Genomic DNA, 25380 nt, shown 5'->3' on the forward strand with positions numbered 1-25380 from the left:
CCCCCGCACACGGCGCATACCGGGGGGCGGGCCGTCGCCGTGCGGCGGGCCTTCACGCCGCCGGGGGCCACGAGCCGTGAATGGTTCCCAACACGCGTCGTTACAGTGAAGAACATGAGTTCCTCCCACCCTTTCGACAGGTCCCACACCGATGACCTGATGTCCTTCCTCGCCGCCAGCCCGTCGCCGTACCACGCCGTGGCCAACACCGCCGCCCTTCTGGAGGAGGCAGGGTTCCGGCAGGTCGAGGAGACCGCGGCCTGGGACGCGACGAGCGGCGGGAAGTACGTCCTGCGCGGCGGCGCCATCATCGCCTGGTACGTCCCCGAAGGCGCTTCCCCCCACACCCCGTTCCGTATCGTCGGCGCCCACACCGACTCCCCCAACCTGCGGGTCAAGCCGCTGCCCGACACCGGCGCGCACGGCTGGCGCCAGGTCGCCGTGGAGATCTACGGCGGGACCCTGCTCAACACCTGGCTCGACCGCGACCTCGGCATCGCGGGCCGGCTCAGCCTGCGCGACGGCACCGACGTACTGGCCTGCGTCGACCGCCCGCTGATGCGCGTACCCCAGCTGGCCGTCCACCTGGACCGCTCGGCCAACACCGACGGACTCAAGCTCGACCGCCAGAAGCACATGCAGCCGATCTGGGGCCTCGGCCGGGTGGAAGAGGGCGACCTCATCCGGTTCGTCGCCGAAGAGGCGGGCGTCGACCCCGAGGACGTGACCGGCTGGGACCTGATGGCCCACGCCGTCGAGAAGCCCGCCTACCTGGGCCGCGACCAGGAGCTGATGGCCGGCCCCCGGATGGACAACCTGCTCTCCGTGCACGCGGGCGCCACCGCGCTGGCCGCCGTCGCCCGGCGGCACGCCTCCGAGGGCGCCGGACTCCCGTACATCCCGGTGCTCGCCGCCTTCGACCACGAGGAGAACGGCTCGCAGTCCGACACCGGCGCCGACGGCCCGCTGCTCGGCACCGTCATGGAGCGCTCGGTGTACGCCCGGGGCGGCGGCTACGAGGACCGGGCCCGCGCCTTCGCCGGGACCGTCTGCGTCTCCTCCGACACCGGCCACGCGATCCACCCCAACTACGGGGAGCGCCACGACCCGACGCACCACCCCGTCGTCAACGGCGGCCCGATGCTGAAGGTCAACGTCAACATGCGGTACGCGACGGACGGCAACGGCCGGGCCGTGTTCGCCGCCGCCTGCGAGCGGGCGGGCGTGCCGATGCAGACCTTCGTCTCCAACAACTCGATGCCGTGCGGCACCACGATCGGCCCGATCACCGCCGCCCGCCACGGAATCCAGACCGTCGACATCGGCGCGGCGATCCTGTCGATGCACAGCGCCCGCGAACTCTGCGGCTCCGACGATCCGTTCCTGCTGGCCAACGCCCTGACCGAGTTCCTGGCAGGCTGACGTCACGTCACCCGCCTTCTTGGAAGACATGGTTGACGCCGGGCCGGGTACGCGCTCCGTACACCGGCCCGGAGTCACCGGGCCGTCGAGGAGGCGGGAATCATGGGACTCGGAGGATGCATTCTCCTGATCGGTGCCGGAGCGATTCTGGCGTTCGCCACCGACTGGCAGATCGACACCGTCAACGTCGACCTGGTCGGCTGGATCATGATGCTCGTCGGCCTCGTGGGCGTCTTCGCCTACATGAGCATCGCGCGGCGCCGTCGCATGATCGTGCCGCCCACCACGACGGTCGTCCCCAGCGCGGAGGACGAGAAGCGCTACCTGTGACGGCCCGCCGGGCGCCCACAACGGCGCCCGGCGCACCGCACGGAACCGCCCGTAGGCTTCCGGGCGCAGGGGAGACGGCCGCGGGCCGCCCGGCGGGGGCCCGATATCCTGGGCCCCGGTCCGGGCTCCCGCCCCGGGTGGGTTCGGCCCGGAAGGAAAGCCGCTCGTGGAGTTCCGGCTGCTCGGTACGGTCTCCGTCGACACCCGCACCGGGCCACTGCCGCTCGGCCCCGCGAAGCGCCGCAGCCTTCTCGCAGCCCTGCTGCTCTGCGCCAACACACCCGTCTCCGTCGCCCGGCTGACGGAGTCCCTGTGGGAGGACACGCCTCCACCGCGTGCCCGCGGCGTCATCCAGGGCCACGTGTCCCGCCTCCGCGCCCTGCTCGTGGGCGCGGAGGCGGAGGCGTACGGGGTGGAACTGCTCACCCTCGGCGACGCCTACCTCCTGCGCGTCCCCGAGACCCTGCTGGACTCGCAGCGGTTCGAGGAGCTGCTGATGCTGGCCCGGCAGCAGCGCAGCGCCACCGACGCCGTCCTCATGTTCCGGGACGCGCTCTCCCTGTGGCAGGGGCCCGCGCTCAGCGGAGTGTTCGCCGGTCCTCCGCTCCAGGTCGCGGCGCACACCCTGGAGGAGACACGACTGGCGACGGTGGAGGAACTCGCCCGCGCCCACGGAACGCTCGGTGAGCACCACCGGGCCGCCGCCGTCCTGCGTACGGAGGCTTCCGCGCACCCGCTGCGGGAGTCCCTGGCGGCGGCCCTGATCCTGGCGCTGTACCGGGCGGGCCGCCAGTCGGAGGCCCTGGACTGGTTCCACCGCACGAGGCGGCTGCTCGCCGACGAACTCGGCATCGACCCGGGCCGCGAACTGGCCGACGCCTACGCGCTGATCCTGCGCGGCGATCCCGTACCCGGCGTCGCCCCGGGCGGCCCCGGGGCGGCCGGAAGCACCTCCACGGAACCGGGCAGCCCCGAAGGACCGGGCACCGGAGCGGCCGCAACCGCGATACCCGTACCGGCCGCCGCGCCGCGCGCCACCGGCCGGCAGCCCGCCGACGCCCACCCCGCCGCACCGCACCCGGCCGATCTGCTGCCGCGCGCACCCCGCGGCTTCCACGGGCGCACGGCCGAACTGGCCGCGCTCACCCGGGCCGCCGCGGGTGAGGCTCCGGTGTGCCTGGTCACCGGGCCCGCCGGGGTGGGCAAGACCTCGCTGGCCCTCCAGTGGGCCCGCCACAACCCCTCCGCCTTCCCGGACGGGCGGCTCTTCGCCGATCTGCGGGGGTTCAGCGAAACGGGCGAGGCCCGGCCCGGCGACGTCCTGCGCGAGTTCCTGCTCGCCCTCGGCGTCCCACCGCGCAGCGTCCCGGAGTCGGTCCACGCCGCGGCGGCCCTCTTCCGCTCCCTGACCGACCGCCGCCGGCTGCTCGTGGTCCTCGACAACGCCCGCGACTCCGCCGGCGTCCGTGCCCTGCTCCCCGGCGGCGCCGACTGCGTCACCGTCGTCACCAGCCGCAACCGGCTGGAAGGACTCATCGCCTCCGACGCGGCCAGGCCCGTTCCCCTCGACACCCTTCAGCCGAGGGACGGCACCGCACTGCTCGCCGGGGTGCTCGGCGAGGAGCGGGTCCACGCCGAACCCGTCGCGGCCCGCCGCGTCGCCGAGCTCTGCGGAGGTCTTCCGCTCGCTCTGCGGGTCACGGCCGCCCGGCTGGCCGGACGCCCGCACCGGACACTGGCCGGGCTGGCCGACGAACTGGCCGACGAACACGGCCGGCTGGCCTGCCTCGACGTGGACGACGTCGGTGTCTCGGCCGCCCTGCGGCTGACCGTGCAGCAGCTTCCGCCGGACGCCGCACACCTCCTGGCCCGGCTGGGCCACCATCCGGGCAGCCACGTCGACCCGTACACCTGCGCGGCCCTCGCGGGCACCGGCCCCCAGGCCGCCGCGATCGCCCTGGAACGCCTCGGCTCCGCCCACCTCGTCACCGAGGCCGCCCCGGACCACTGGGTGCTGCACGACCTCGTGCGGCTGTACGCCCGCGGCCTGGACCCGGCGTCCGGACCCGAGGCGCTGATCGTCGTCCTCGACCACTGCGTCGCCACCGCCCTCGCCGCCTCCGACGCCGCGGAGCCCGGCGGCGAACCCTGCTTCGTCCTGCCGGAGGACCACCGCCCCTCCGCCGTACGGGACTTCGCCGACCGGGCCGCGGCGATGCGCTGGCTGGCAGCCGAACGGGGCGACCTGGCCCGGGCGGCCGTCGCCGCCCGGAAGGCGGGCCTGCACGACCGGGCCTGGCGCATCATCCTCCTCCAGTGGCCGCAGGTGGTGTGGCGGGTACGGGACAGCTGGGCCCCCCTGCTGGAACTGGCCCTCGACTCCGCGCGCGAGGTGAAGGACCCGTACGCCGAGTCGAGGGTGCTCAACCTCCTGGGGTGGGTCCTGACGGAGGAGGGCAGGACCGCCGAGGCCGCCGCACTCCTGGAACGGTCTCCGGGCCTCGCGCGCCGGGCGGGTGACCGGCTCGGCGAGGCGACGGCCCTGATCAACCTGGCGGCCGTGCAGGCCGAGCAGGGCGATCTGGACATGGCGCTGGAAGGCTGCGGGCGCGCGGTCGCCCTGGCACGCGACGAACCCGACCGGCACACGGAGCTGCTCGCCCTCCAGCACCTGGCCCGGCTCCAGCTCACCGCCCACCGCCCCGCCGACGCACTCGAATCCACGCGCGCGGCCCTGGAACCGGGCCCCGGCCCCGACGAGGCCGCCCGCCGCACCCTGCTGCTGACCATCGCCGGTGAGGCCCGGCTGGCGCTCGGCGAGGAGGACGAGGGAATCCGGCTGCTGGACCGGGCGGCCGAGGAGGCGGAACGCGCCGACTACGACGAGGGAGCGGTACGCGCGCTGGAGGTCCTGCTGCGCGTCTCGGCGCGGGCGGACTACCGGACCCGTCACTGGCTGGCACTGAGCAGGCTCACCGACGAGAACTGAGCCGGCCCGCAGCCCGGTGGGACGTCCCGAAGGGGCCTGACGCCCACGGCCGACGGGCGTCAGCGGGACGTCAGCGGGACGCAAGCGGAACGTGAGCGACAGCACCCAGACTCATGGATGTCAGCAGCTCACAGGCGTGACGGCCCGACCGGCCCGCCGCCTCTCACCGCTTCCGGGGGAACCTCCATGCGTACGCCCGCCTTCCGCACCCGTGCCACCGTCATCGCCGCAGCGGCCACCGCCGCGCTCTCCCTGACCCTCACCGCCTGCGACGAGACCGACTCCGCCACCGAATCCGCCGGTACGCAGGCCGCCGGTACGGCGCTGAACGGATCGGCGGCGCCCACCACCCCGGCGGGCTCCGCAGAGGACTCGGGCTCCGGGCAGGACTCGGGCTCCGGGCAGAACGCGGGTGACACGAAGGGCACCGGCGCGACCGGGGGCGGCTCGACGGCCGGGGGCGGCGGGACGGATGCCTCCGCCGCCACCCCCGCCTGCACCGCCAAGGGCCTCACGATCAGCGCCGAGATGCAGGACGGCCCGCCCTACACCCACATCGTGCTGACCGCGGAGAACACCTCGGGCCACAGCTGCCTGATGCCGGGCTTCCCCGAGATCCGGTTCCTGGAGAACGCGCTCGGGGCCACGCCCGCGGTCGCCAAGAGCAAGCCCGCCGACGCCGTCGTGCTCACCGCCGGTGCCCCCGCGTACGCGGTGGTACGGCTGTCGAACGGCGGGACGGACGACAACGTCAGGACCGCCAAGGACTTCACCATCACCTTCCCGGGCGGCGCCGGCATGGCCACCGTGAAGGCCCCGAACTCCGGGGGTCTCTCCGTCGACCCGACGAAGTGGGCGACCGGCTACTGGACGCCCGAACTGCGCAACGGCGCCGACGAGTTCTGAGAGCCTGCCGGGCGGTCTCCGGCCGGGGGGGGCGTCCCCCGGCCGCGCGCCAGGCAGGCTCCCCGGGCTCAGCCTTGCTCGTCCATCCCGGCCAGCACCAGCGGCAGCCGGGCCACGCCCTCCGCCGTCACCACGACCGGCACGCCCCAGTCCTGCTGGTGGACGTGGCAGGCCGGGTACTCGTTCGCCGGGTCGTCGTCGCAGGACGCCGCCATCGCCGAGACGTGCAGGATGCCCTCGGTGATCCCGTCCGCGAGGACCAGGTCGCGGAAGAGGTCCGTACTTGCGCCCGCGCCCTCGGCCAGCAGCTCCGGCGGGGTCGAGGAGACCAGCAGCCGAGTGGAGGGGCCGTACCGCAGGTCGAGCTTCTGACCGGCCGGCGCCTGGAAGACCACGTCCAGCCGGAGGTTCCCGGCGGCGACCTCAGTGGCCGCGCGCTGGGTGCGGTGCGCGCCGCCGTCGACCCGCAGGGCCTCCTCGGGCAGCCGCAGCCGGGTCAGCCGGTGCCCCGCCGACTCCACGACCACCAGGTCGCCGTCGACCAGCACGGCGTCGCTCGGCTCTCGCAGATCGGTGGCGAGCGTGGTCACCTCGCCGCTCGCCGGGTCGAAGCGCCGCAGCGCGTTGTTGTAGGTGTCCGAGACCGCCACCGAACCGTCCGGCAGCGCGGTGACGCCCAGCGGGTGCTGGAACAGCGCCTGGTCGGCGGCCCCGTCACGGTGCCCGAAGTCGAAGAGACCGGTGCCCACGGCCGTGGTCACCACGCCCTCGCGGTCCACGAAGCGCAGCGCCGAGGTCTCGGAGTCGGCGATCCACAGCCGCTCCCCGTCGGTGGAGACCGCGAGCCCGGAGGGCTGCGCGAACCACGCCTCGGCGGCCGGGCCGTCGACGAGGCCCTCGTTGGTGGTGCCCGCCGCGACCTCGACGGTCCCCGCCCCGGGGTCGTACGTCCACAGCTGGTGCACGCCCGCCATGGCGATCCAGAGGCGGTCGCCGAACCAGGCGACGTCCCACGGCGAGGAGAGGTCGACCTCGTGCGCCGGTCCGGAGGTCGCGGAGCCCTGCCACCACTGGTTGCCGGTACCGGCGAGCGTCACCGTGCGGCCGGTGGTGAGGTCCAGGGCACGCAGCGCGTGGTTGACGGTGTCCGCGACGGCGATCCGGCCGTCCGGCAGCACGGTGAGGCCCTGCGGCTCGCTGAACCGCACCTCGTCCCGGCCGCCGTCGGTGAAGCCGCGCTCGCCGGTGCCGTAGTGGCCGCGTACGGTCTCGCCGTCCGCCTCCAGCTCGACCAGACGGTGCCGGGTGGTGTCCGACACCAGGAAACCGCCGTCCGGCAGCAGCAGCGCCTTGCCGGGGAAGCGCAGGTGGGTCGCGACCGGCTCGGGCGCGACGTACGGGCCGTCGCCGCGCCGCAGGGTGCCCTTCGCCGCGTGCTCGGCCTCCAGCTCGTCCACCAGCTTCGCGATGGCGTGGGCGTGGCCCTCACCGGCGTGCTGGGCGACGACGTACCCCTCGGGGTCGATCACCACGAGCGTCGGCCAGGCGCGGACCGCGTACTGCTTCCACGTCGCGAGCTCGGGGTCGTCCAGCACCGGGTGGTGCACCTCGTACCGCTCCACGGCGTCCACGACTGCTTGGTGCTCCGCCTCGTGCACGAACTTCGGCGAGTGCACGCCGATGATCACCACGGTGTCGCGGTGCTTCTCCTCCAGCTCGCGCAGCTCGTCGAGCACGTGCAGGCAGTTCACGCAGCAGAAGGTCCAGAAGTCGAGGACGACAATGCGTCCTCGCAGGTCAGCAAGGGTGTACTGCTGGCCACCCGTGTTCAGCCAGCCGCCCTTGCCGATGAGCTCGGGGGCGCGGACACGGGCACGGTGGGGCGCGGGGGTGGGCGCCGGGACGGCATCGTTCATGCCTCAAGGGTGCCACTCGCGGCAGCGTCGCCGATCACGGGTGGCGGCGGGTGGCGGCACGGCAGGACGGGCTTCCGGCGGCCTCAGCTGCTGAGGAACACCTTGCACGTCCCCGACCGCTCGACGACCGCCGCGTACACCGTCCACAGCTGAGACCCCTTCGCCCGGACGTAGGCCGGGTCGGCGTCCAAGGGGAACCCCGCCTCCAGAACGTCCGCCTCCACCGCGTCGGGGGTCTTCCTCCCGGCGGAGACGAGCCGGTTCTCCCGGACGAAGGCCGGAACGCCGTCGCAGGGCATCGAGAACTCGACACGGAACGGGTACCCGTCCAGCGCCTTGAGCGCACCGTAGGTGATCTCGTCGGCCCCCTCGGGCAGGCGGACGCCGTAGTCGGACAAGGCTTCGCGCAGGTCGACGTCGGCGGTGTCCGCCGGGGACTCGTACGGAAAGGGCCCGGCGTGCTCGGCGGAGTGCAGGCCCTCCGGATCGCAGGCGGTCAACCCGCCGACGAGAAGTGCCACACCCACCAACAACGCCGGTATCCGCTGGCGGTGGATCACGGTCTCTCCTCAGGGCTGTCGGGGCGTCCGGCAGGCGGCTGTCCCGCGGCACGCGACGGACCGGTGCGGACGCGGCTCCGACGAGGTGCGTCCCGGCCCCTCTTCACGACCTCGACTCCGCGGCACCCGGCCCTGGTTCCCGCCGCATGCGAAGCGGCAGAAGCCGTCGCCGGAGCCGGTGCCGATGTTCATGCCGTGTTCACCCCGCGCTCCCCTCCGGAGCGGATACGCGGTCCGGCCGCCGCGGTGCTCCGGCACCTCGCGCGCCCCCATGCATTCCGTGGCCGCCTCCGGGAACCTGTCCCCCATGAGACTTCTCGTACGCGAGCGACTGTTCGCCATCGGCGACGACTACTGGATCGAGGACACCGAGGGCCGCAAGGTGTTCCTCGTCGACGGCAAGGCCATGCGGGTACGCGACACCTTCGAGCTGAAGGACGCGAACGGGCGGGTCCTCGTGGAGCTGCGGCAGAAGCTGATCAGCATCCGCGACACGATGATCATCGAGCGCGACGGCGAAGAGCTGGCCCGGGTCAAGAAGAAGCATCTCTCGCTGCTGCGGAACAACTACCGCGTGACGATGGCCGACGGCACCGAGCTGGACGTCAGCGGCAAGATCCTGGACCGCGAGTTCGCGATCGACTACGACGGCGAGCTGCTGGCCCAGATCTCCCGGCGCTGGCTCAGCATCCGCGACACGTACGGCATCGACATCGTCCGCGAGGACGCCGACGCCTCGCTGCTGATCGCGGTCGCGATGTGCGTGATCGTGCTGGCGGAGAAGGAGCACGAGAAGGACGAGGACTGAGGGCTGCCGGGGTGCGCCTCGCGGGAGCGGGGCGCCGCCGCGCGCCAGGGGCACCTCGGGGCCGGCGGGACGAGCGGCGTCATCGGAGGTCGTCGGCGGAGACCAGAACCCGGCCGAAGTCGGCACGCGCGCGGTCGAGGACCGAGGGAGCGGGTCCGCCGGTGCGGAGCCACTCGGCCAGATCCGGGGCCTCGACGAGCGTGCGACCGGGAGCGACGGGGGTCACGGTCCACCGCGAAAGGTCCGAGACCTTTGCCAGGTGCTCGTCGGCGAGCAGCTGCATGCAGTGGACGTCGGGGACGAACCGGTCCCACAGGTGCGCTTTCGTGCGGAGCGCGAAGCCGGGGACCTCCGGCCGCAGCGGCGGGAGGGCCCGGGCGCGATCGTCCCAGAGGTATGCGGGGTACCGCGTCGGCGCCACTAACGCGTAGTGCGCGTGCTCCGCTTCGGCGAGGATCGCCGCGCGGGCCCGGTCGGCCCGGGCCTCCGGGGAGGCGGATGCGTCGTGGAACTGATACGTCGCCCGGCCGTACCTGCAAACCTGGACAAAGGCGGCCCGCGAGGCCTGCGCGTCCGCGTGGAGCAGATCGCCGGACGAAGCCACGTGCAGCGCTGAGGCCAGGTGCGCCGCCACGTCACCGGTGGTGTCGAGCTGACTCATCCCGCCGCCGGCAACGTAAGCGTCACCTCCGGCCCCGGCCGCCCAGCGCGCGGCCCGCTCGGCCCAGCCCGCCGCCCCCGCACCGCCCGGCGCGCTCAGCGCGACGTACGCCGTCACCATCGGATCAGCGAGCTGCTTGACCCAGTCCGGCAGGCGGACACCCGTCGCGGCCCGCAGCTCGCCCGACAGCCCGCCCGCCCGCAGTTCACCGCCGAAAGCCTCCAACCACGTGACCAGGGCCTCCTCGCTCGCCAACCCGTCCACCAGCACAGAGACACCCGCGAGGGTCGCCGCCAGCCCCGACCCCCAGACAGAGTCCGGCGCCGCCTCGTTGGCCACCTCGTTGGCCGCCCAGAACCCCTGACGTGCCACATCGACAACCGTCGCCGCACCGCCACCGCCGTCCGGGGCAAACTCCACCTGGACACCGTCAAAACCATTTTCTTCCAACTGCCGCAGAATGCTTCCGAGTTCGATGCGAATGCCGTCACGGTCCGTCATGCAGCCAGGCTATCCACCAGCGCCCTGCGCGAGGGCTGAGTCGAGCCCCCTCCCCGGCCCGCGCAGAAGGAAAGCCGTGGCGGTACGGCAGTGGGTCCGGCATCATCCCCGTGTGATCGTGATGCGAGGCGTGCCGGCGACCCGGCGAGGCCGGCCCGAGGTGCTCGACCGCACCGACTTGGCCTCCTCACCATGACCAGCTTCCTGACTCACCGGGCGCGCGTGCACGATGCCCGCCTGCTCCCCCACCGCCGGCACAGCGCACTGCGGAGCTGCCTCACCGTCTTCGCGCCGTACGGCCTCAGGGCTACGTACCACCACCTCACGCTCAGCGCGGCGATCCCCCGACGACTGGAGGCGGATCCGGACGCCCTGGTGCGGGCAGTGGAGGAACTGCACGAGGCGCGGGTGCTGTGGCTCGCGCGGGCGGACGAGTACGCCGCGCGACGCCGAGCGGAGAAGCGGGCCGGACGACGGGCGGCGCCGGACCCGCGCCCGTGGTGGCTGCGGACCGGGTGGGACGATCCGGACCACGTCTGGCACCAGGACCCGTTCCGCCATCCGTCGCTGCGCCTGCCCGCGTACGTCCGGCGGCGGAACGCGATCCTGGACGGCGCCGAGTTGCCCGGCTGCCCGGCTTGCGGGGACGAAGCGCCGAGGGTGCTGAGCTCGACCGGACACGGCTGGGTCGAGTCGTGCCGTGGGTGCGCGTGGGTGCTGACGCGGTGTCCGTGCGGACAGCGGCACCGGTTCGAGCCGTTCCACCCGGCCGGGTGGAAGGGGATCTGGCAACGGGCGCACATGGGCGACGAGGGCACACCGAACCCGCATTGGCCTGCGAACTGACCAGTCGGATGCGGCACGGCGACCGTTCCGCACGCCGGATCCCGCTCCCTTCACGGGAACCCGCGCGGGCGCGCTCCGGGCGACGATCCCCGCAGGGGCGGGGAGCACCAGTCCGCTCATGACTCAGGCAGATTGGTGTAGGGACCATCCCCGCACGCGCGGGGAGCACTCTTCCTGACCCGGGCCTCTACCCGGCGCCGTTCGTCGTTTCGGCCGACTTCACCCCCGGCCGCTCCACCCCCAGCCGACGGTCCTTCAGCGCCGGGAACTGATCACGGGTCTTGTCCACCTTCGCCGGGTCGAACTCGATGCGCAGGATCTCCTCGTCCGCCCCGGCCTCGCCGAGGATCTCGCCCCAGGGGTCGACCGCGAGGGTGTGGCCCGCCTGGGGGACGTCGGCGTGGGTGCCGGCGGTGCCGACGGCGAGGACGTACGCCTGGTTCTCCACGGCGCGGGCCTGGGCGAGGAGGGTCCAGTGGGCGCGGCGGCGGGCGGGCCAGCCGGCGGGGATGACGAGGGTCTGGGCGCCCGCGTCGACGAGGCCCCGGAAGAGTTCCGGGAAGCGGAGGTCGTAGCAGGTGGCGAGGCCCAGGGTGGTGTCCGGTAGGGGGACCGTGACGAGGTCCTCGCCCGCGCCCATCAGGACCGCTTCGCCCTGGTCGAAGCCGAAGCGGTGGATCTTGCGGTAGGTGGCGACCCGCTCGCCCCGGGGGTCGAAGACGAGGGACGTGTTGTAGAGGGTGCCGTCCTCGGCGCGTTCGACGAACGATCCGGCGTGCAGCCAGACGCCCGCTTCGGCCGCCGCGCGGGACATCACCTCGTGGGTGGGGCCTTCGAGGGGTTCGGCCTCGTCGGCGAACCGGGTGAAGGCGAAGGCGCCGACCGGCCAGAGTTCGGGGAGGACCACCAAGTCGGCCGGATTCGTACCTGACGCCTCGCCGACCACGAGCGAAGCCACCCTCGCTCTGCGGTGATTGACGGGTTCGTCCGGGTTTACCGCGATCTGGATGAGAGAGGCGCGCACAGTACCACCGTCCTGGCATTCGAGCCGTCAACACCGGCCTACGATCGTCACACGAAAGCACTGCCGGGGTGCCTGCTCGCAGCGTAACTTGGAACTTTCCGAAGGAACGAACCTCCCACGCAGCTCGCAGACAGTGCCGTCAGTGCCAGCCCGCCCGCCCGCACTCCCTGCTCTCCAGCCCATGCTCCGAAGAACCGCACGAGGGGTCCCGTGACCGTCCATCCCAGCCTCCAGACCTACGCCGACGCCTGGACCCACTCCATCGAGGCGATAACGGAGCTGGTGCTGCCGCTCGCCGAGGGGGACTGGAACCGCCGTACACCGTGCCCCGCCTGGTCGGTGCGTGACATCGTGTCGCACATCATCGGCATGGAGTGCGAGCAGCTCGGCGACCCACGGCCGATCCACACGCTGCCGCGCGACCTCTACCACGTGCAGAGCGACATGGCGCGGTACATGGAGATGCAGGTCGACGTGCGGCGCCACCACACTTCGCCCGAGATGACCTCGGAGCTGGAGTACACGATCATCCGCCGTTCCCGGCAGCTGCGGAACGAGTCGCGCGCCCCCGAGACGAAGGTCCGGGCACCCCTGGGTGCCGAGCAGACCCTCGAAGTGGCCCTGCACATGCGGGCCTTCGACGTGTGGGTGCACGAGCAGGACCTGCGCGTGGCACTCGGGCAGCCCGGCAACCTCGACTCCCCGGGCGCCCACATCGTCCGCGACACCCTGCTCGAAGCGCTGCCGAAGGTCGTCGCCAAGGACGCGGGCGCCCCGCCGAACTCGGCCGTGGTGCTCGACGTGCAGGGGCCGCTGGAGTTCCTTCGTACGATCCGGGTGGACGCGGAGGGCCGCGGTTCGATCGACGGGTCGCCGTCGCTGGGTCCCGCCGTGACGCTGGCGATGGACTGGGAGACGTTCTACCGGCTGGCCTGCGGGCGGGTGCGGGCGTCGAGCGTCGCGGACCGGGTCAAGGTCGAGGGTGACGAGGACCTGGCGGCGGCCATCCTGCACCGTTTCGCCGTGACCCCGTAGTCACGCGGCCGCAGAGGTACGCACGACGGGCCGTCAGCGGACCAGGGGCAGGAAGACCGTGTCGACGATCTCTTCGAGCACGTCGTCGGGCACCGGGGCGAAGGTCGTGAGGAGTTCGTGGCGCAGCAGGTCGAAGGGGAGTGACCTGATGCGGTCGGTGAGGAGTTCCGCCCGGACCTCGCCGCGCCGGACGGCGCGGTCGTAGAGCACGTCGACGGCTTCCTTGCGCCCGCTGGTGAGGGGGGCGTCGGGGCTGGTGCCGGTGGCGCGGTGGTAGTCGGCGAGCTGCACGCTCATGACGGTGACGAGTTCGATGCGGGTGGCGTTGATCTCGCGCATGAGGGTGAGTACGTCCCCGCGCAGGCTCCCGGTGTCGGGGACGTCGAGGAGGGCCCTCTTCATGACGTGCTGGAGGGTGGCCCGGACGAGGGCGTCGCGGTCGGACCAGCGGCGGTAGAGCACGGGCGGGCTGGTGCCCGCGCGCTGGACGACGGCGTCCATGGTGAACCGGGCGTAGCCGTGGGCGGTGAGTTCTTCCCACGCGGCGTCGAGGAGTGCCTTCTCCAGCGCCGGTCCGCGTCGCCGCTCCGCCATCACGTCTCCCTGGTCCCTGACATTCCACAGCCACTTAGATAGATTTGCCTATCTTATTTCAGAGCCCTACGCTGACTCCGTAAGATAGGACTCTATATCTCAGGCGGTCGTCGGCCTTGCGTACGCACTACGGGAACGGGACCGGGACCGGGACCGCCTCACCGAAGCCCGCACCCGCCTCGAAGAACACCCCCCGTTCCCTGCGCGAGGCGTGGATGGCGCTGGCGGGGCTGTCGGCGGTGTTCCTCTTCGAGATGCTGGACAACTCGGTCCTGAACGTCGCACTGCCCACGATCGGGCGGGAGCTGCACGCGTCGACCACCGGACTCCAGTGGGTGACCGGGGTGTACGCGGTCGTGTTCGGCGGGCTGATGCTGACGTTCGGCGCGGTGGCCGACCGGTTCGGGCGGCGGAGGGTGATGCTCGTCGGGCTGGTGCTGCTGGGCGTCGCGAGCCTGGCGACCGCGCTCGTCACCACCCCGGGGCAGCTGATCGCGGTCCGCGCGGTGACGGGGGTGGCGGCAGCGATGACCACACCGGGTGCGATGGCGCTGGCCTTCCGGCTGTTCGACGAGGACGGCCTGCGGGTCCGGGCGACCACCCTCATCTCCACCGTGGGCCTGGTCGGGCTCGCGGTCGGGCCGACGGCGGGCGGTTTCGTGCTCGCGGTCGCGCCGTGGCAGGTGCTGCTGGTGGTGAACGTACCCGTGGCCGCGCTCGCGTTCCTCGGGATACGACGGGGCATCGCGCCGGACGACCCGGCGGAGCTCCACCGTGATCCGGTGGACGTGGCCGGAGCGGTGCTCGGTACGGCGACGATCGTGGCGGCACTCCTCGCGCCGACGCTCTTCGTGGACCGGGGCACCGGCGACTGGGCGCCCTGGGGGCTCACCGCGGCCGTCCTCGCGGGGGCGGTGCTCTTCGTGCTGCGGGAGCGGTCGGCGCGCCATCCGCTGCTCGATCTCCGCCTGCTCGCGGCCCCGCTGGTGTCGAGCGGTCTGGCGTTCAAGGCGGCGGCCGGGCTGGCGACCGCCGGCCTCGGCTACCTGGTGACGCTGCGGCTCCAGCTCGACTGGGGGTGGTCGCCCGGGCAGGCCGCCCTCGGGATGCTGCCGCAGGTGGTCGTGCTCGTGGCGGGCGGCGCGTTCGTCCGGCCGTTCGTGGAGCGGGCCGGGCTCGAACGGGCCGCGTGGCTCAGCGCCTCGGCGGTCGTCGCCGGGCTCGCCGTGTACGCCCTGCTGGGCGGGTACGGCTACGGCTGGGTCGCGCTCGCCCTCGTGCTGGTGGCCGCCGGGATGCGGGTGTGCGGGGTCGTCGCGGGGGTCAACGTGCTCCGGGGGCTGCCCGAGAGCCGGACCACGATCGGCGCGGCGCTCGTGGACACCGTCTCCGAGGTCGGTTCCGGCGTCGCCGTCGCCGTCTCCGGTACGGTCCTCGCCGCACTGTTCACCGGCACCCTCGCCGCCCCGCACTGGAGCGCGCGGCAGACCGCGCAGTTCCGGGAATCCACCACGGTCGCCGGCCTCGCGCTCACCCTCGTGGCCGGGGCGCTCGTCGGCTGGGGGGTCACCCGCGCCCGACGGGCCACCCGCGGGGGCGGGTGACCCGCACACCGGCACCGGCCGAGGACTCTCACACCGGTACGTGCACCGCTTCGACCCGGCTGATCACGTGGTGCTCGCTCTCGCGCACCGCCGCGCGCTTCCGCAGGCGCAGGATCTGTACGAGCCCGAGCACCTCCAGGAAGAACACCGAGGAGAACGCGACCGTGTAGTCGTCGCCCGTCGCGTCGAGCAGCACGCCGACCAGGAACAGCGTGGTCATGGAGGCGACGAAGCCGCCCATGTTGACGATGCCGGAGGCGGTGCCCTGGCGTTCGGGCGGGTTGGCGGGCCGGCCGAAGTCGAACCCGATCATCGACGCGGGGCCGCAGGCGCCCAGCACCACGCACAACACGATCAGCAGCCACATCGGCGCGTGGCCCGGGTGGAAGATGGTGGCCGCCCAGAGCAGGGCGGTCGCCCCGACCGTGCCGAGGGCGAGCGGAAGGCGGGCCGCGTGGTGGCGGGCGATGACCTGTCCGTAGACGAGGCCCACCGACATGTTGGAGAGCACCACCAGGGTGAGCAGGCTCCCCGCGGTGCCCCGGCTCAGCCCCTGGTCCTCCACGAGGAACGGCAGCCCCCACAGCAGCAGGAACACCATCGCCGGGAACTGCGTGGTGAAGTGCACCCACATCCCGAGCCGCGTGCCGGGCTCCCGCCAGCACGCGGCGATCTGACGGCGTACGTACGCGGCGCCCGCGTGTTCCGCGGGCGGGGGTTCGTGGCCCTCGGGGTGGTCCTTCAGGAACAGCAGCACAGGGACGAGCACCAGCACGCCCGCCACCGTGCTGCCGACGAAGGTGGCCGTCCAGCCGAAGCCGTGCAGGGCGCGGGCGATGAAGAGGGTGGAGACGAGGTTGCCCGCCATCCCGAAGAGCGCGGCGACCTGCCCGATCAGCGGTCCGCGCCGGGCCGGGAACCACCGGTTGCCGAGCCGCAGCACGCTGATGAAGGTCATGGCGTCGCCGCAGCCGAGCAGCGCGCGGGAGGCGAGCGCGGTGCCGTACGACGGGGAGAGCGCGAAGCCGAGCTGGCCCGCGGTGAAGAGGATCGCCCCGAGGGCGAGGACCTTCTTGGTGCCGAGCCGGTCGACCATCAGGCCGACGGGTATCTGCATCCCCGCGTACACCAGCAACTGGAGGATGGAGAAGGTCGACAGGGCGGAGGCGTTGACGTCGAACCGCTCGGCAGCGTCGAGCCCGGCGACCCCCAGGCTCGTACGGAAGATGATCGCGACGAAGTAGACGGCGACGCCGACGCCCCACATCCACACGGCGCGGCGTCCGCCGGGCGGGTCTCCGGGCAGGGAGAGAGTGGGTGCGCCCGCCGAACTCATCGGTCCTCACCCCGCACGAGCACCCTGACCCGGCCGACGTGCTGCCGGACGACCTGCGCGGCCTCGTCGGCATCACCTGATCGAATGGCTTCCAACAACTGTCCGTGCTCGGCGATGTTGGCAGCGATCCTGCCGGGGTGCGCCTCCATCACGGCGACGCCCATCCTCAACTGCCGGTCGCGGAGCTGGTCGTAGAGGCGGGAGAGGATCTGATTGCCGGCGTTGCGCACGATCTCGGCGTGGAAACAGCGGTCGGCGACGGAGACCGCGGCCAGGTCCCCGGCCTCGGCGAGGGTGCGCTGTTCGGCCAGCAGCTCTTCGAGCCGGCCGATCAGCCGGGGCGAGGCGGGCACCGCCTTGCGGGCTGCGAACTCCTCGACCAGCAGGCGGGTTTCGACGACGTCGGCGATCTCCTGCGCGGAGACGGCGAGGACCAGGGCGCCCTTCTTCGGGTAGAGCTTGATCAGCCCTTCCACTTCGAGGCGGAGCAACGCCTCGCGCACCGGGGTCCGGGAGACGCCGACCGCTTCGGCGAGGTCCCCCTCGGTGAGGAGCGTCCCGCCTTCGTAGCGGCGGTCGAGAACCGCCTCCTTGACGTGGGAGTAGACGCGTTCGGCGGCGGGAGGCGGTTTGGGTTCCGCCCGGTGGGCAGCAGGGGATGCGGGAGGTGCGGCAGGCATGCACACAGCATAAATACAACATGGACGCATGAGGGAAACCGTCCGTGATCCGGACACCCCTCCAACCCTCCGGAGCTCTTTCGTACCAGGCGCATCACCCGCCCCGGAGACGGCCGGGCGGCCGACCCCGCGCGCTACGATGCGCAACGCTCCGCACGCCGCTCAAACGCGCCCCCGCGTCCGTACATCCAAGCGGCCGTCTCAGGAGTCTCACCATCAGCGGCTCCCATGCAGCCGCATTCCAAGGGCATTTGGAGCGTTTACCTTGAAATTCCGCATTGCGGGCATTCGTCGCACTTCTGTCGCGGCGACCGTAACCCTGACGGCCGGTGCCGTCATCGCAGGTGGGGCGCTCGCCACCACCGCGCAGGCGGCCACGGTTCCGACGCCCACCGTCGTCGCGCCCGGCGGGTTCGTGATGAACAACGCCACCGCATCGACGCTCTACTCCAAGGGCGCCGACACCCGCCGTGCCACCGGCTCCACCACCAAGATCATGACCGCCAAGGTGGTGCTGGCGCAGAAGAACCTCAACCTGAACAGCACCGTCACGATCCAGAAGGCGTACAGCGACTACATCGTCGCCAAGGGCGCCTCCTCGGCGCACCTGATCGTCGGCGACAAGGTCACCGTGCGTCAGCTGCTGTACGGCCTGATGCTGCCGTCCGGCTGCGACGCGGCGTACGCACTGGCCGACAAGTTCGGCGTCGGTACGACCCGCGCGGCCCGCGTGAAGTCCTTCCTCGGCAAGATGAACGCCGACGCGAAGGCCCTCGGCCTGAAGAACACGCACTTCGACTCGTTCGACGGCATAAGCAATGGCTCGAACTACTCGACGCCGCGCGACCTGACCAAGATCGCCAGCAGCGCCATGAAGAACTCCACCTTCCGCGCCGTCGTCGCCACGAAGTCGACGAAGCAGAAGGTCACCACGAAGAGCGGTGGCTACCGCTACATGTCGTGGACCAACACCAACAAGCTGCTGAGCAGTTACAGCGGCATGATCGGTGTCAAGACCGGCTCCGGCAGCAACGCCAAGTACTGCCTGGTCTTCGCCGCGACCCGCAACGGCAAGACGGTGATCGGCGCCGTCCTGGCCTCCACGTCCGAGACCACCCGGACGAGCGACGTGAAGAAGCTGCTGGACTACGGCTTCAAGAAGTAGTTCCGGCACCCGCACAGGTGCCCTGGAGGGGTCCGGACCGCGCGCGCTCCGCGCACCGGGCCCCTCCGCCTACGCACCGGGCGTGCGGCGCGAAGCGCCGGGCACGGCACTGGGCATCCGGCGCGCGCTGAACCCGTCATCTCGCCGCCACTCGGCGGCCCGGTCCGAAAGGCCCTCTCCACCCGTGACCCCGTTCTCCCGCATACGGCTGCGCACGGCCGCCGCCGTGTCCGTCGCGGCGACCTCCTGCACCCTGCTCTCCGCCATCGGCGCCACCCCGGCGGCAGCCGCCGCGGTGACCTGCAAGACGAACTACTTCACGCGCACCTACTACGCGAACACCACGTTCGCCGGTACGCCGAAGAAGACCGACTGCGACGACGCGATGGACCAGAACTGGGGCAACAACGCACCTCTGTCGGGTCTGCCGAAGGACAACTTCGCCGTCCGCTACTCCGTCACCCGCGACTTCGGTTCCGGCGGCCCCTTCACCCTCAGCGCCTCGGCGCGCGACGGCGTCCGGGTCTACCTCGACGGCGTGCGGAAGATCGACATCTGGAAGAACGGCTCGACCACGGTGTCGAAGTCGGTCAACCTCACCATCCCGTCCGGCAAGCACACCCTGCGCGTCGACTACGTCAACTGGACCGGCGCCGCCAACGTCAAGTTCGGTTACGCGCCCCGCACGTCGAAGACGTACGACAAGGTCAAGCCGCGCACGCCCACCGGCGTGAAGGTCGTCCACGACACCGCCTCCGGCAAGGTGAAGATGACCTACCCGGCGAGCGTGGAGATGGACCTCGCCGGGTACCGGATCTACCGCCGCCTGGCCGGCACCACCACCTACACCCTCGTCGCCTCCGGCACGGCCACCAGTTACACCGGCCTCAACCCCGAGCCCGGCAAGACCTATTACTACGAGGTCCGTGCCGTCGACAAGGCGGGGAACGTCTCCACCGGCTCGGCCGACGTCCCCGTGCTGTCGCCGCTGATGACCACCCCGACCGGCCTCGCCGCGACGGGCACGGACGCCGGCATCACGGTGACCTGGAAGCCGGTGGCGGGCGCGACCCACTACGCCCTGATCCGCACCGGCAACAACACCACCGTCACCAAGAGCGTGACGGGCACCTCCTTCACCGACACGGCCGTCACCCGCTCCACCGTGTGGCAGTACCGGGTCGCAGCCGTGGACGGTGCGGGCCGCACCTCCGCGTACACCGCCGCGAACAACCCGCCGGCCGCCGCGTACCGCCTGGTCGCCGCACCGCACGAGGTGACCGCGAGACCGGCCGTCACCTCGGTCACCCTCACGTGGATCAAAGAGCAGACCGACGGCTCGGTGTACGACTACCACGTCTACCGCTCGAAGAGCCTGCCCCTGGACGCGACGGCGGAACTCGCCCGGTGCACCACCACGTCGAAGCTGCTCGAGGACGGCCGCCGCCAGTACACCTGCACCGACAGTTTCCCGATGGCCGGTACCACGTACCACTACGCGGTGAAGGCGTTCGACAGCAAGTCGAAGGAGTCCGTGGCCTCACCGACCGTCACGACCACCACGCTCACCACCGACACCACGCCCCCCGCACCGGTCACCGGCCTGTCCGCCGAGGCGACCGACTACGGCGTCGAGCTGCGCTGGAAGAACGGTGGCGAGGCCGACATCGCCCGCCAGCGGGTGCTGATCGGCGAGCTGGTCACCGACGAGGAGGAGGGCACCTCGGTCTGCTACGCGGTGTCGTCCGAGTACGTCGGCCCCACGGTGACCTCCTACCGCGACGTCCGGCTGCCCGACGGTGAGGAGCGCTGCTACTTCGTCGACGTGTGGGACACCTCCGGCAACAACAGCATGCGCGACCCGGAGGCCAACCCCGTCGTGACCGTCACCGAGCGGGACCTGACCCCCACGGTCGCGACCCCCGGGGGCTCCCCGGTCACCGTCACCGCCGAGGCCGCGTCCAGCGGCGCGGAGCTCACCTGGCAGCCGGTCACGGACGCCACGGGCTACACGGTCGAGCGCTGGAACCCGGCGACCGGGGCCTACGAGGAGCTCACGGCGGCTCCCTCGCCGTACTCGGGCACCAGCGTCACCGACACGTCCGCCGCATCGGGCACCACGCACTTCTACCGCGTGGCCGCCCTCTACGCCGACGGCACCGCGTCGATCCCCGGCACCGCCCACGTGGTGCTGGCCCCGGCCGCGTGAGCTGACCACCGGACGGTACGGACATCCCGAAGGGCCCCGCGCGGAGGATAGCGCGGGGCCCGAGGGCTTCGGGGGCTCAGTCCGGAGAATTCAGGGGGTCACTCCGCGACCGTGCGGTCCGGGTCGTCCAGAGGGGTGTTCACCCGGAGCCAGCGGTAGCCGTACGGTTCAAGACCGACGTCGATCCGCCCGCCGGCCGCCGCCTTCACCGTCCCGCCGTCGGCGAGGTCGGTGAGGAGACGGCCGCCCCGCAGGCCGGGGACCTCCACGGCCGCGGTGAGCTGCCGGCCGGAGAAGTTGTGCACGGCCAGCACCGCCCCCTCCGGCAGCGAGCTGAGGTGCGCCATCGCACCCGGATCGTCGGTGTCGAGCACCTCGCAGCGGCCCCACGCCAGTTCGGGCGCCTCGCGGTACCGCTCGATCAGGCTCCGCATCCGGGAGAGCGGCGAACCGGGATCACGCATCTGGTCGTGCACGTTGACCCGCTTCGGTCCGAAGGCCCCCTCGACCACCGGATTGGGCAGGGGGCCGTCGTCGGACGAGGTGAAGCCGCCGCCCTTGTCGGGGGTCCACTGCATCGGGGTCCGTACCGCCTGGCGCCCGGGTGCGGCCAGGTTCTCCCCCATCCCGATCTCCTCGCCGTAGAAGAGCACGGGGGTTCCGGGCAGGCTGAGGAGCAGGCTGTAGGCCAGCTCGACGCGGCGGCGGTCGCCGTCGACCATCGGCGGCAGCCTGCGGCGCAGGCCCCGGCCGTACACCTGCATGTCCTCGTCCGGGCCGAAGGCGGCGAAGACCTCGGCACGTTCGTCCTCGTCGAGCTTGTCGAGCGTCAGCTCGTCGTGGTTGCGGACGAAGGTCGCCCAGCGCGCGTCACGGGGCGGCACCGGGCGCTCGCGCAGGGCCGCCGCCAGGGGCCCGGCGTCCTCCCGGGCCATCGAGAGGTACATCCGCTGCATGCCGATGAAGTCGAAGCAGAGGGTCAGTTCGTCGCCCTCCCCGGCCTGCGCGCCGCCGAAGAAGCGGGCGGTGTCGGGGTACGGCAGGTTCACCTCGCCCAGCAGGATCGCTTCACCGTTGCGGCGGCCCAGGAAGGCCCGCAGGTCGGCGAGGTACGCGTGCGGGTCGGGGAGGCCGTCCGCGTCCGGCTGCCCGTCGGTCTCCAGCAGGAAGGGCACCGCGTCCACCCGGAAGCCGGACAGTCCGAGCTCGGTCCAGAAGCCCATGATCCGGGCTATCTCGTCCCGCACGGCGGGGTTGGCGACGTTGAGGTCCGGCTGCTGCTTGTAGAACCGGTGCAGGTAGTACTGCTCGGTCTTCTCGTCGTACTCCCAGACGCTCTTCTCCTCGTCGGGGAAGACGACTCCCTGCGGCCCGTCCTCCGGGGGCGTGTCGCACCAGACGTACCAGTCGCGGTGGGCGGAGTCGCGGCCCGACCGGGCGTCCAGGAACCAGGGGTGGTGGTCCGAGGTGTGGTTGACCACCAGGTCGGCGATGACCCGGATGCCCCGGTCGCGGGCGGTCCGCACGAACTCGGTGAAGTCGCCGAGCGTGCCCAGCCGGGGATCGACACCGTAGAAGTCGGTGATGTCGTAGCCGTCGTCACGCTCCCGGGTCGGATAGAAGGGCATCAGCCAGACGCAGGTGACGCCGAGGCGCACCAGGTGGTCGATCCGCTGGGTCAGCCCGGCGAAGTCACCGGTCCCGTCGCCGTCGCCGTCCTGGTACGTCTCCACGTCCAGGCAGTAGACGACCGCGTTCTTCCACCACACGTCGGAGGTACGGGTCAGCCTCATCGGACACCGCCCGCCACGGCGGGGGCGGGCCGGGTGACGTCGAGGCGCGGCAGCACCTTCTCCCCGAAGGCGTCGATGAAGGCGCTCTGTTCGACGCCCACGTGGTGCAGCATGATCCGGTCGAAGCCCAGGTCGGCGTACTCCTGGAGCCAGGCGGCGTGTTGGCCGAGGTCGGCGGAGACAAGGACGCTCTCGGCGACCCGCTCCGGTGTGACGTGCTCGCTGACGCTGTCGAAGAGCTCCGCCGAGTCGAGGTCCCAGCTCGCGGGCGGCCCGTGCACGTTGGTGCGCCACTGGTCGTGCGCGAGGGCGAGCGCGGTGTCGTGGTCGGGGTCCCAGCTGAGGTGGACCTGGAGGGTCAGGGGGCCCGTTCCGCCCGCCGACCGGTAGGCGTCCACGATCCGCCTCAGGGTCGCGCGCGGGGCGTTGACGGTGATCAGGCCGTCCGCCCAGTCGGCGCACCACCGCGCCGTCTCCTCGCTGCACGCGGCTCCGATCAGCGGCGGCACCGCCTCGGGGAGCGTCCACAGCCGGGCCCGGTCCACGGTCACCAGCCCCTCGTGGCTCACCTCCTCGCCGTGCAGCAGCGCCCGGACGACGTCGACGCACTCCCGCAGCCGGGCGTTGCGTACGTCCTTGCGCGGCCAGCCCTCGCCGGTGATGTGTTCGTTGGACGCCTCGCCGCTGCCCAGCGCGGCCCAGAAACGGCCCGGGTACATCGCCGCCAGGCTGCCGATCGCCTGCGCGACGATCGCGGGGTGGTAGCGCTGCCCCGGGGCGTTGACGACACCGAACGGGATGCTCTCGGTGGCCTGGAGAGCGGCCCCCAGCCAGGACCAGGCGAAGCCCGACTCACCCTGCCGGACGCTCCAGGGCGAGAAGTGGTCCGAGCACATGGCGGCGGTGAAACCGGCCTGCTCGGCGCGGACGACGGCGGCCAACAGGGCGCCCGGAGGAACCTGTTCGTGCGATGCGTGGAATCCGTAGACGGTCATGGGGCGCGAGTACCCGGGGACACCCGGATCATCGGCCCGGCACGACGCCGGCCGCGCCCACCTCGCTCACCGGACGATGCGGTGCACCCGCGCCTCCCAGGGGGCGAGGGTCAGCCGGCCGGGCCCGGTGGGTGCGGACGGGCCGTTGCCGAGGACGAGTTCGGCCCCCTCCCACTCCGGGTACCAGGGCGCGAGGTCTGCGGGCTCCACGGCCACCGTCCCCCCGGTGAAGTTGCCCAGGACCAGCAGCGCCGTGCGGCCGTGGCGGCGGGTGAACGCGTAGATCCGCTCGTCGTCGGGGAGCAGCATGGTGAAGTCGCCGTGCACGACGGCGGGTTCGCGGTGGCGCAGGGCGATGAGACGGCAGTAGTGGTGGTAGACGGAGGCCGGGTCCGCGTACTGGGCCTCGGCGTTGCACTCGGCGTGATCGGGGTTGACCGGGAGCCAGGGGGTCCCCGTGGTGAACCCGGCGTGCGGGGACGCGTCCCACTGCATGGGGGTGCGGGCGTTGTCCCGGCCCATCGCCCGCAGGCCGGGCAGCACGTCCTCGGGCCGCTCTCCCGCCTCCAGCGCCCGCGCGTAGTGGTGCAGCGACTCGATGTCCCGGAAGTCCTCGATGGTGTGGAACGGGGCGTTGGCCATGCCGAGTTCCTCGCCCTGGTAGACGTACGGGGTTCCCCGGTGCAGGTGCAGCACGGTCGCCAGCATCGTCGCGGAACGGGTGCGGTGACGGGGGCTGTCGTCGCCGAACCGGGAGACCACGCGCGGCTGGTCGTGGTTGTTCCAGTACAGGCTGTTCCAGCCGACGTCGGCGAGGCCCTCCTGCCAGCGGCCGAGGGACGCCTTCAGGTCGGTCAGCCGCAGCGGGCGCGGATCGAACTTGCCGTGCCCGTGGTCGAGGCCGACGTGCTCGAACTGGAAGACCATGTCGAGTTCGGCGCGCGCCGGATCGGTGAAGAGCCTCGCCTGCTCGACGGTCACCCCGGGCATCTCGCCGACGCTGAGCAGCCGTCCCGGGTAGCGGCCCATCACCTCGCGGTGCATCTCCTGGAGGTACGTGTGGATGCGCGGGCCGCAGACGTAGTGGGGCGAGCCGTCGCCGAACGGGCCCTCGGGGGAGGGCTCGCCGTCGGGGAGGGCCGGGTCCTTCGAGATGAGGTTGACGACGTCCATCCGGAAACCGTCCACCCCCCGGTCCAGCCACCACCGCATCATGGCGTACACCGCCTGACGCACCTCGGGGTTCTCCCAGTTGAGGTCGGGCTGCCCGGGAGCGAACAGGTGGAGGTAGTACGCCCCGCTCGCCCCGTCGTACGTCCAGGCGGGGCCCGAGAAGAACGAACCCCAGTTGTTCGGCTCCCCGCCCTCACCCTTCGCGGTGCCGCCCCCGCGTTCCTCGGTGCCGCCCCCGCGTTCCTCGGTGCCGTCCTCGTGCCTCCCGGTGCCGTCCTCGCGTTCCTCGCGCGGCGGGCGCCACCAGTACCAGTCCCGCTTGGGGCTGCCGGGGTCGCGCGACTCCTGGAACCACGGGTGGGCGTCCGAGGTGTGGTTCACCACCAGATCCATGATCAGTCTCATGCCCCGCCGGTGCGCGGCGGCCAGCAGGCGGTCGAAGGCGTCCAGGTCGCCGAAGACGGGGTCGATGTCCTGGTAGTCGCTGATGTCGTAGCCGTTGTCGGCCTGCGGCGAGGGGTACACCGGGGAGAGCCACAGCACGTCCGCCCCCAGGCCGGCGATGTGGTCCAGGCGGCGGGTGATGCCGTCCAGGTCGCCGATCCCGTCGCCGTCCGAGTCCGCGAAGCTGCGGGGGTAGACCTGGTAGACGACCGAGGACTTCCACCACTGCGTACCGTCGTGCGTCCCGTTCTCCGGTGCCATCGCCGCTCTCCTCCACCCGGACCCGGAAGCACGATTGCTTCCGCCGCCTCTGCTACCCCTGCCCGGCCACCGCCTCCGCACCCGCGCCCGGCGGCTGCCGTACGCGGGTGACGGCCGGAGGGCGGGGC

At 72.2% G+C, this 25380-nt stretch carries 20 protein-coding genes; 10 read left to right on the top strand and 10 right to left on the bottom strand.

Features of this window, described 5'->3' with window-relative positions; translation table 11 throughout:
- Window positions 1-114: 114 nt before the first annotated feature.
- From ACFWEP_RS11505 to ACFWEP_RS11520, 4 genes are all read left to right on the top strand, one after another.
- Window positions 115-1422 (top strand): M18 family aminopeptidase, encoded by a 1308-nt coding sequence (locus ACFWEP_RS11505; RefSeq protein ID WP_387368870.1) that lies wholly within the window; start codon window positions 115-117, stop codon window positions 1420-1422.
- A 102-nt stretch (window positions 1423-1524) separates the two neighbouring features.
- Window positions 1525-1752, top strand: coding sequence for a DUF6458 family protein (locus ACFWEP_RS11510; protein ID WP_328720488.1), 228 nt, complete (start codon window positions 1525-1527; stop codon window positions 1750-1752).
- Window positions 1753-1918: 166 nt separating this feature from the next.
- On the top strand, window positions 1919-4741 hold the full coding sequence (locus ACFWEP_RS11515) for a BTAD domain-containing putative transcriptional regulator (protein ID WP_387368872.1): 2823 nt from the start codon (window positions 1919-1921) through the stop codon (window positions 4739-4741).
- Between the two features lie 186 nt (window positions 4742-4927).
- Entirely contained in the window at window positions 4928-5647 is a 720-nt protein-coding gene (locus tag ACFWEP_RS11520; RefSeq protein ID WP_387368874.1) for a DUF4232 domain-containing protein, read from the top strand.
- A 68-nt stretch (window positions 5648-5715) separates the two neighbouring features.
- On the opposite strand, the gene ACFWEP_RS11525 is transcribed toward ACFWEP_RS11520, so the two are convergent.
- Together ACFWEP_RS11525 and ACFWEP_RS11530 are read right to left on the bottom strand one after the other, a co-directional pair.
- Window positions 5716-7563 carry an NHL domain-containing thioredoxin family protein gene (locus tag ACFWEP_RS11525; protein WP_387368876.1) on the bottom strand — a complete coding sequence of 616 codons (1848 nt, stop codon included), beginning with the start codon at window positions 7561-7563 and terminating at the stop codon, window positions 5716-5718.
- A gap of 83 nt (window positions 7564-7646) precedes the next feature.
- Entirely contained in the window at window positions 7647-8123 is a 477-nt protein-coding gene (locus tag ACFWEP_RS11530) for a hypothetical protein (RefSeq protein WP_387368878.1), read from the bottom strand.
- A 307-nt stretch (window positions 8124-8430) separates the two neighbouring features.
- Between ACFWEP_RS11530 and ACFWEP_RS11535 the strand changes: the two genes are divergently transcribed.
- Window positions 8431-8931, top strand: a complete 501-nt coding sequence (locus tag ACFWEP_RS11535) for an LURP-one-related/scramblase family protein (protein ID WP_387368880.1) — start codon at window positions 8431-8433, stop codon at window positions 8929-8931.
- Window positions 8932-9010: 79 nt separating this feature from the next.
- Here ACFWEP_RS11535 and ACFWEP_RS11540 read toward each other — a convergent pair whose 3' ends face one another.
- Complete coding sequence (locus ACFWEP_RS11540) at window positions 9011-10093, bottom strand: hypothetical protein (RefSeq protein ID WP_387368882.1); 1083 nt, start codon at window positions 10091-10093, stop codon at window positions 9011-9013.
- Window positions 10094-10285: 192 nt separating this feature from the next.
- Here ACFWEP_RS11540 and ACFWEP_RS11545 point away from each other — a divergent pair, with 192 nt between their 5' ends.
- Window positions 10286-10939: a hypothetical protein gene (locus ACFWEP_RS11545; protein ID WP_387368884.1), complete on the top strand. Its 654-nt coding sequence runs from the start codon at window positions 10286-10288 to the stop codon at window positions 10937-10939.
- A gap of 187 nt (window positions 10940-11126) precedes the next feature.
- Here the strand turns inward: ACFWEP_RS11545 and ACFWEP_RS11550 are convergent, their stop codons facing one another.
- Entirely contained in the window at window positions 11127-11963 is an 837-nt protein-coding gene (locus ACFWEP_RS11550) for a carbon-nitrogen family hydrolase (protein WP_387368886.1), read from the bottom strand.
- Between the two features lie 210 nt (window positions 11964-12173).
- Between ACFWEP_RS11550 and ACFWEP_RS11555 the strand changes: the two genes are divergently transcribed.
- A complete protein-coding gene (locus ACFWEP_RS11555) occupies window positions 12174-12998 on the top strand; it encodes a maleylpyruvate isomerase family mycothiol-dependent enzyme (protein ID WP_387368888.1) in 825 nt (274 codons plus the stop codon).
- Between the two features lie 33 nt (window positions 12999-13031).
- Here ACFWEP_RS11555 and ACFWEP_RS11560 read toward each other — a convergent pair whose 3' ends face one another.
- Window positions 13032-13592, bottom strand: coding sequence for a TetR/AcrR family transcriptional regulator (locus ACFWEP_RS11560; protein ID WP_387368890.1), 561 nt, complete (start codon window positions 13590-13592; stop codon window positions 13032-13034).
- A gap of 116 nt (window positions 13593-13708) precedes the next feature.
- Between ACFWEP_RS11560 and ACFWEP_RS11565 the strand changes: the two genes are divergently transcribed.
- Window positions 13709-15196: an MFS transporter gene (locus ACFWEP_RS11565; RefSeq protein WP_387368892.1), complete on the top strand. Its 1488-nt coding sequence runs from the start codon at window positions 13709-13711 to the stop codon at window positions 15194-15196.
- 28 nt (window positions 15197-15224) lie between these two features.
- Here ACFWEP_RS11565 and ACFWEP_RS11570 read toward each other — a convergent pair whose 3' ends face one another.
- Complete coding sequence (locus ACFWEP_RS11570) at window positions 15225-16532, bottom strand: nitrate/nitrite transporter (protein ID WP_387368894.1); 1308 nt, start codon at window positions 16530-16532, stop codon at window positions 15225-15227.
- Window positions 16529-17212 carry a GntR family transcriptional regulator gene (locus tag ACFWEP_RS11575; protein ID WP_387368896.1) on the bottom strand — a complete coding sequence of 228 codons (684 nt, stop codon included), beginning with the start codon at window positions 17210-17212 and terminating at the stop codon, window positions 16529-16531. The genes ACFWEP_RS11570 and ACFWEP_RS11575 overlap by 4 nt, the downstream gene beginning before the upstream one ends.
- A 265-nt stretch (window positions 17213-17477) precedes the next feature.
- Between ACFWEP_RS11575 and ACFWEP_RS11580 the strand changes: the two genes are divergently transcribed.
- Together ACFWEP_RS11580 and ACFWEP_RS11585 are read left to right on the top strand one after the other, a co-directional pair.
- Window positions 17478-18377 carry a D-alanyl-D-alanine carboxypeptidase family protein gene (locus ACFWEP_RS11580; protein WP_387368898.1) on the top strand — a complete coding sequence of 300 codons (900 nt, stop codon included), beginning with the start codon at window positions 17478-17480 and terminating at the stop codon, window positions 18375-18377.
- Between the two features lie 184 nt (window positions 18378-18561).
- A complete protein-coding gene (locus tag ACFWEP_RS11585; protein WP_387368900.1) occupies window positions 18562-20586 on the top strand; it encodes a PA14 domain-containing protein in 2025 nt (674 codons plus the stop codon).
- A 98-nt stretch (window positions 20587-20684) separates the two neighbouring features.
- On the opposite strand, the gene ACFWEP_RS11590 is transcribed toward ACFWEP_RS11585, so the two are convergent.
- The 3 genes from ACFWEP_RS11590 to ACFWEP_RS11600 form a co-directional block, all read right to left on the bottom strand.
- Entirely contained in the window at window positions 20685-22379 is a 1695-nt protein-coding gene (locus tag ACFWEP_RS11590) for an alpha-amylase family protein (protein ID WP_387368902.1), read from the bottom strand.
- Window positions 22376-23374, bottom strand: coding sequence for a TIGR03885 family FMN-dependent LLM class oxidoreductase (locus tag ACFWEP_RS11595; protein ID WP_387368904.1), 999 nt, complete (start codon window positions 23372-23374; stop codon window positions 22376-22378). The genes ACFWEP_RS11590 and ACFWEP_RS11595 overlap by 4 nt, the downstream gene beginning before the upstream one ends.
- 66 nt (window positions 23375-23440) lie before the next feature.
- Window positions 23441-25252: an alpha-glucosidase gene (locus ACFWEP_RS11600; RefSeq protein WP_387368906.1), complete on the bottom strand. Its 1812-nt coding sequence runs from the start codon at window positions 25250-25252 to the stop codon at window positions 23441-23443.
- Between the last annotated feature and the right edge of the window lie 128 nt (window positions 25253-25380).

The sequence above is a fragment of the Streptomyces sp. NPDC060198 genome, assembly GCF_042728415.1.
GTDB lineage: Bacteria > Actinomycetota > Actinomycetes > Streptomycetales > Streptomycetaceae > Streptomyces.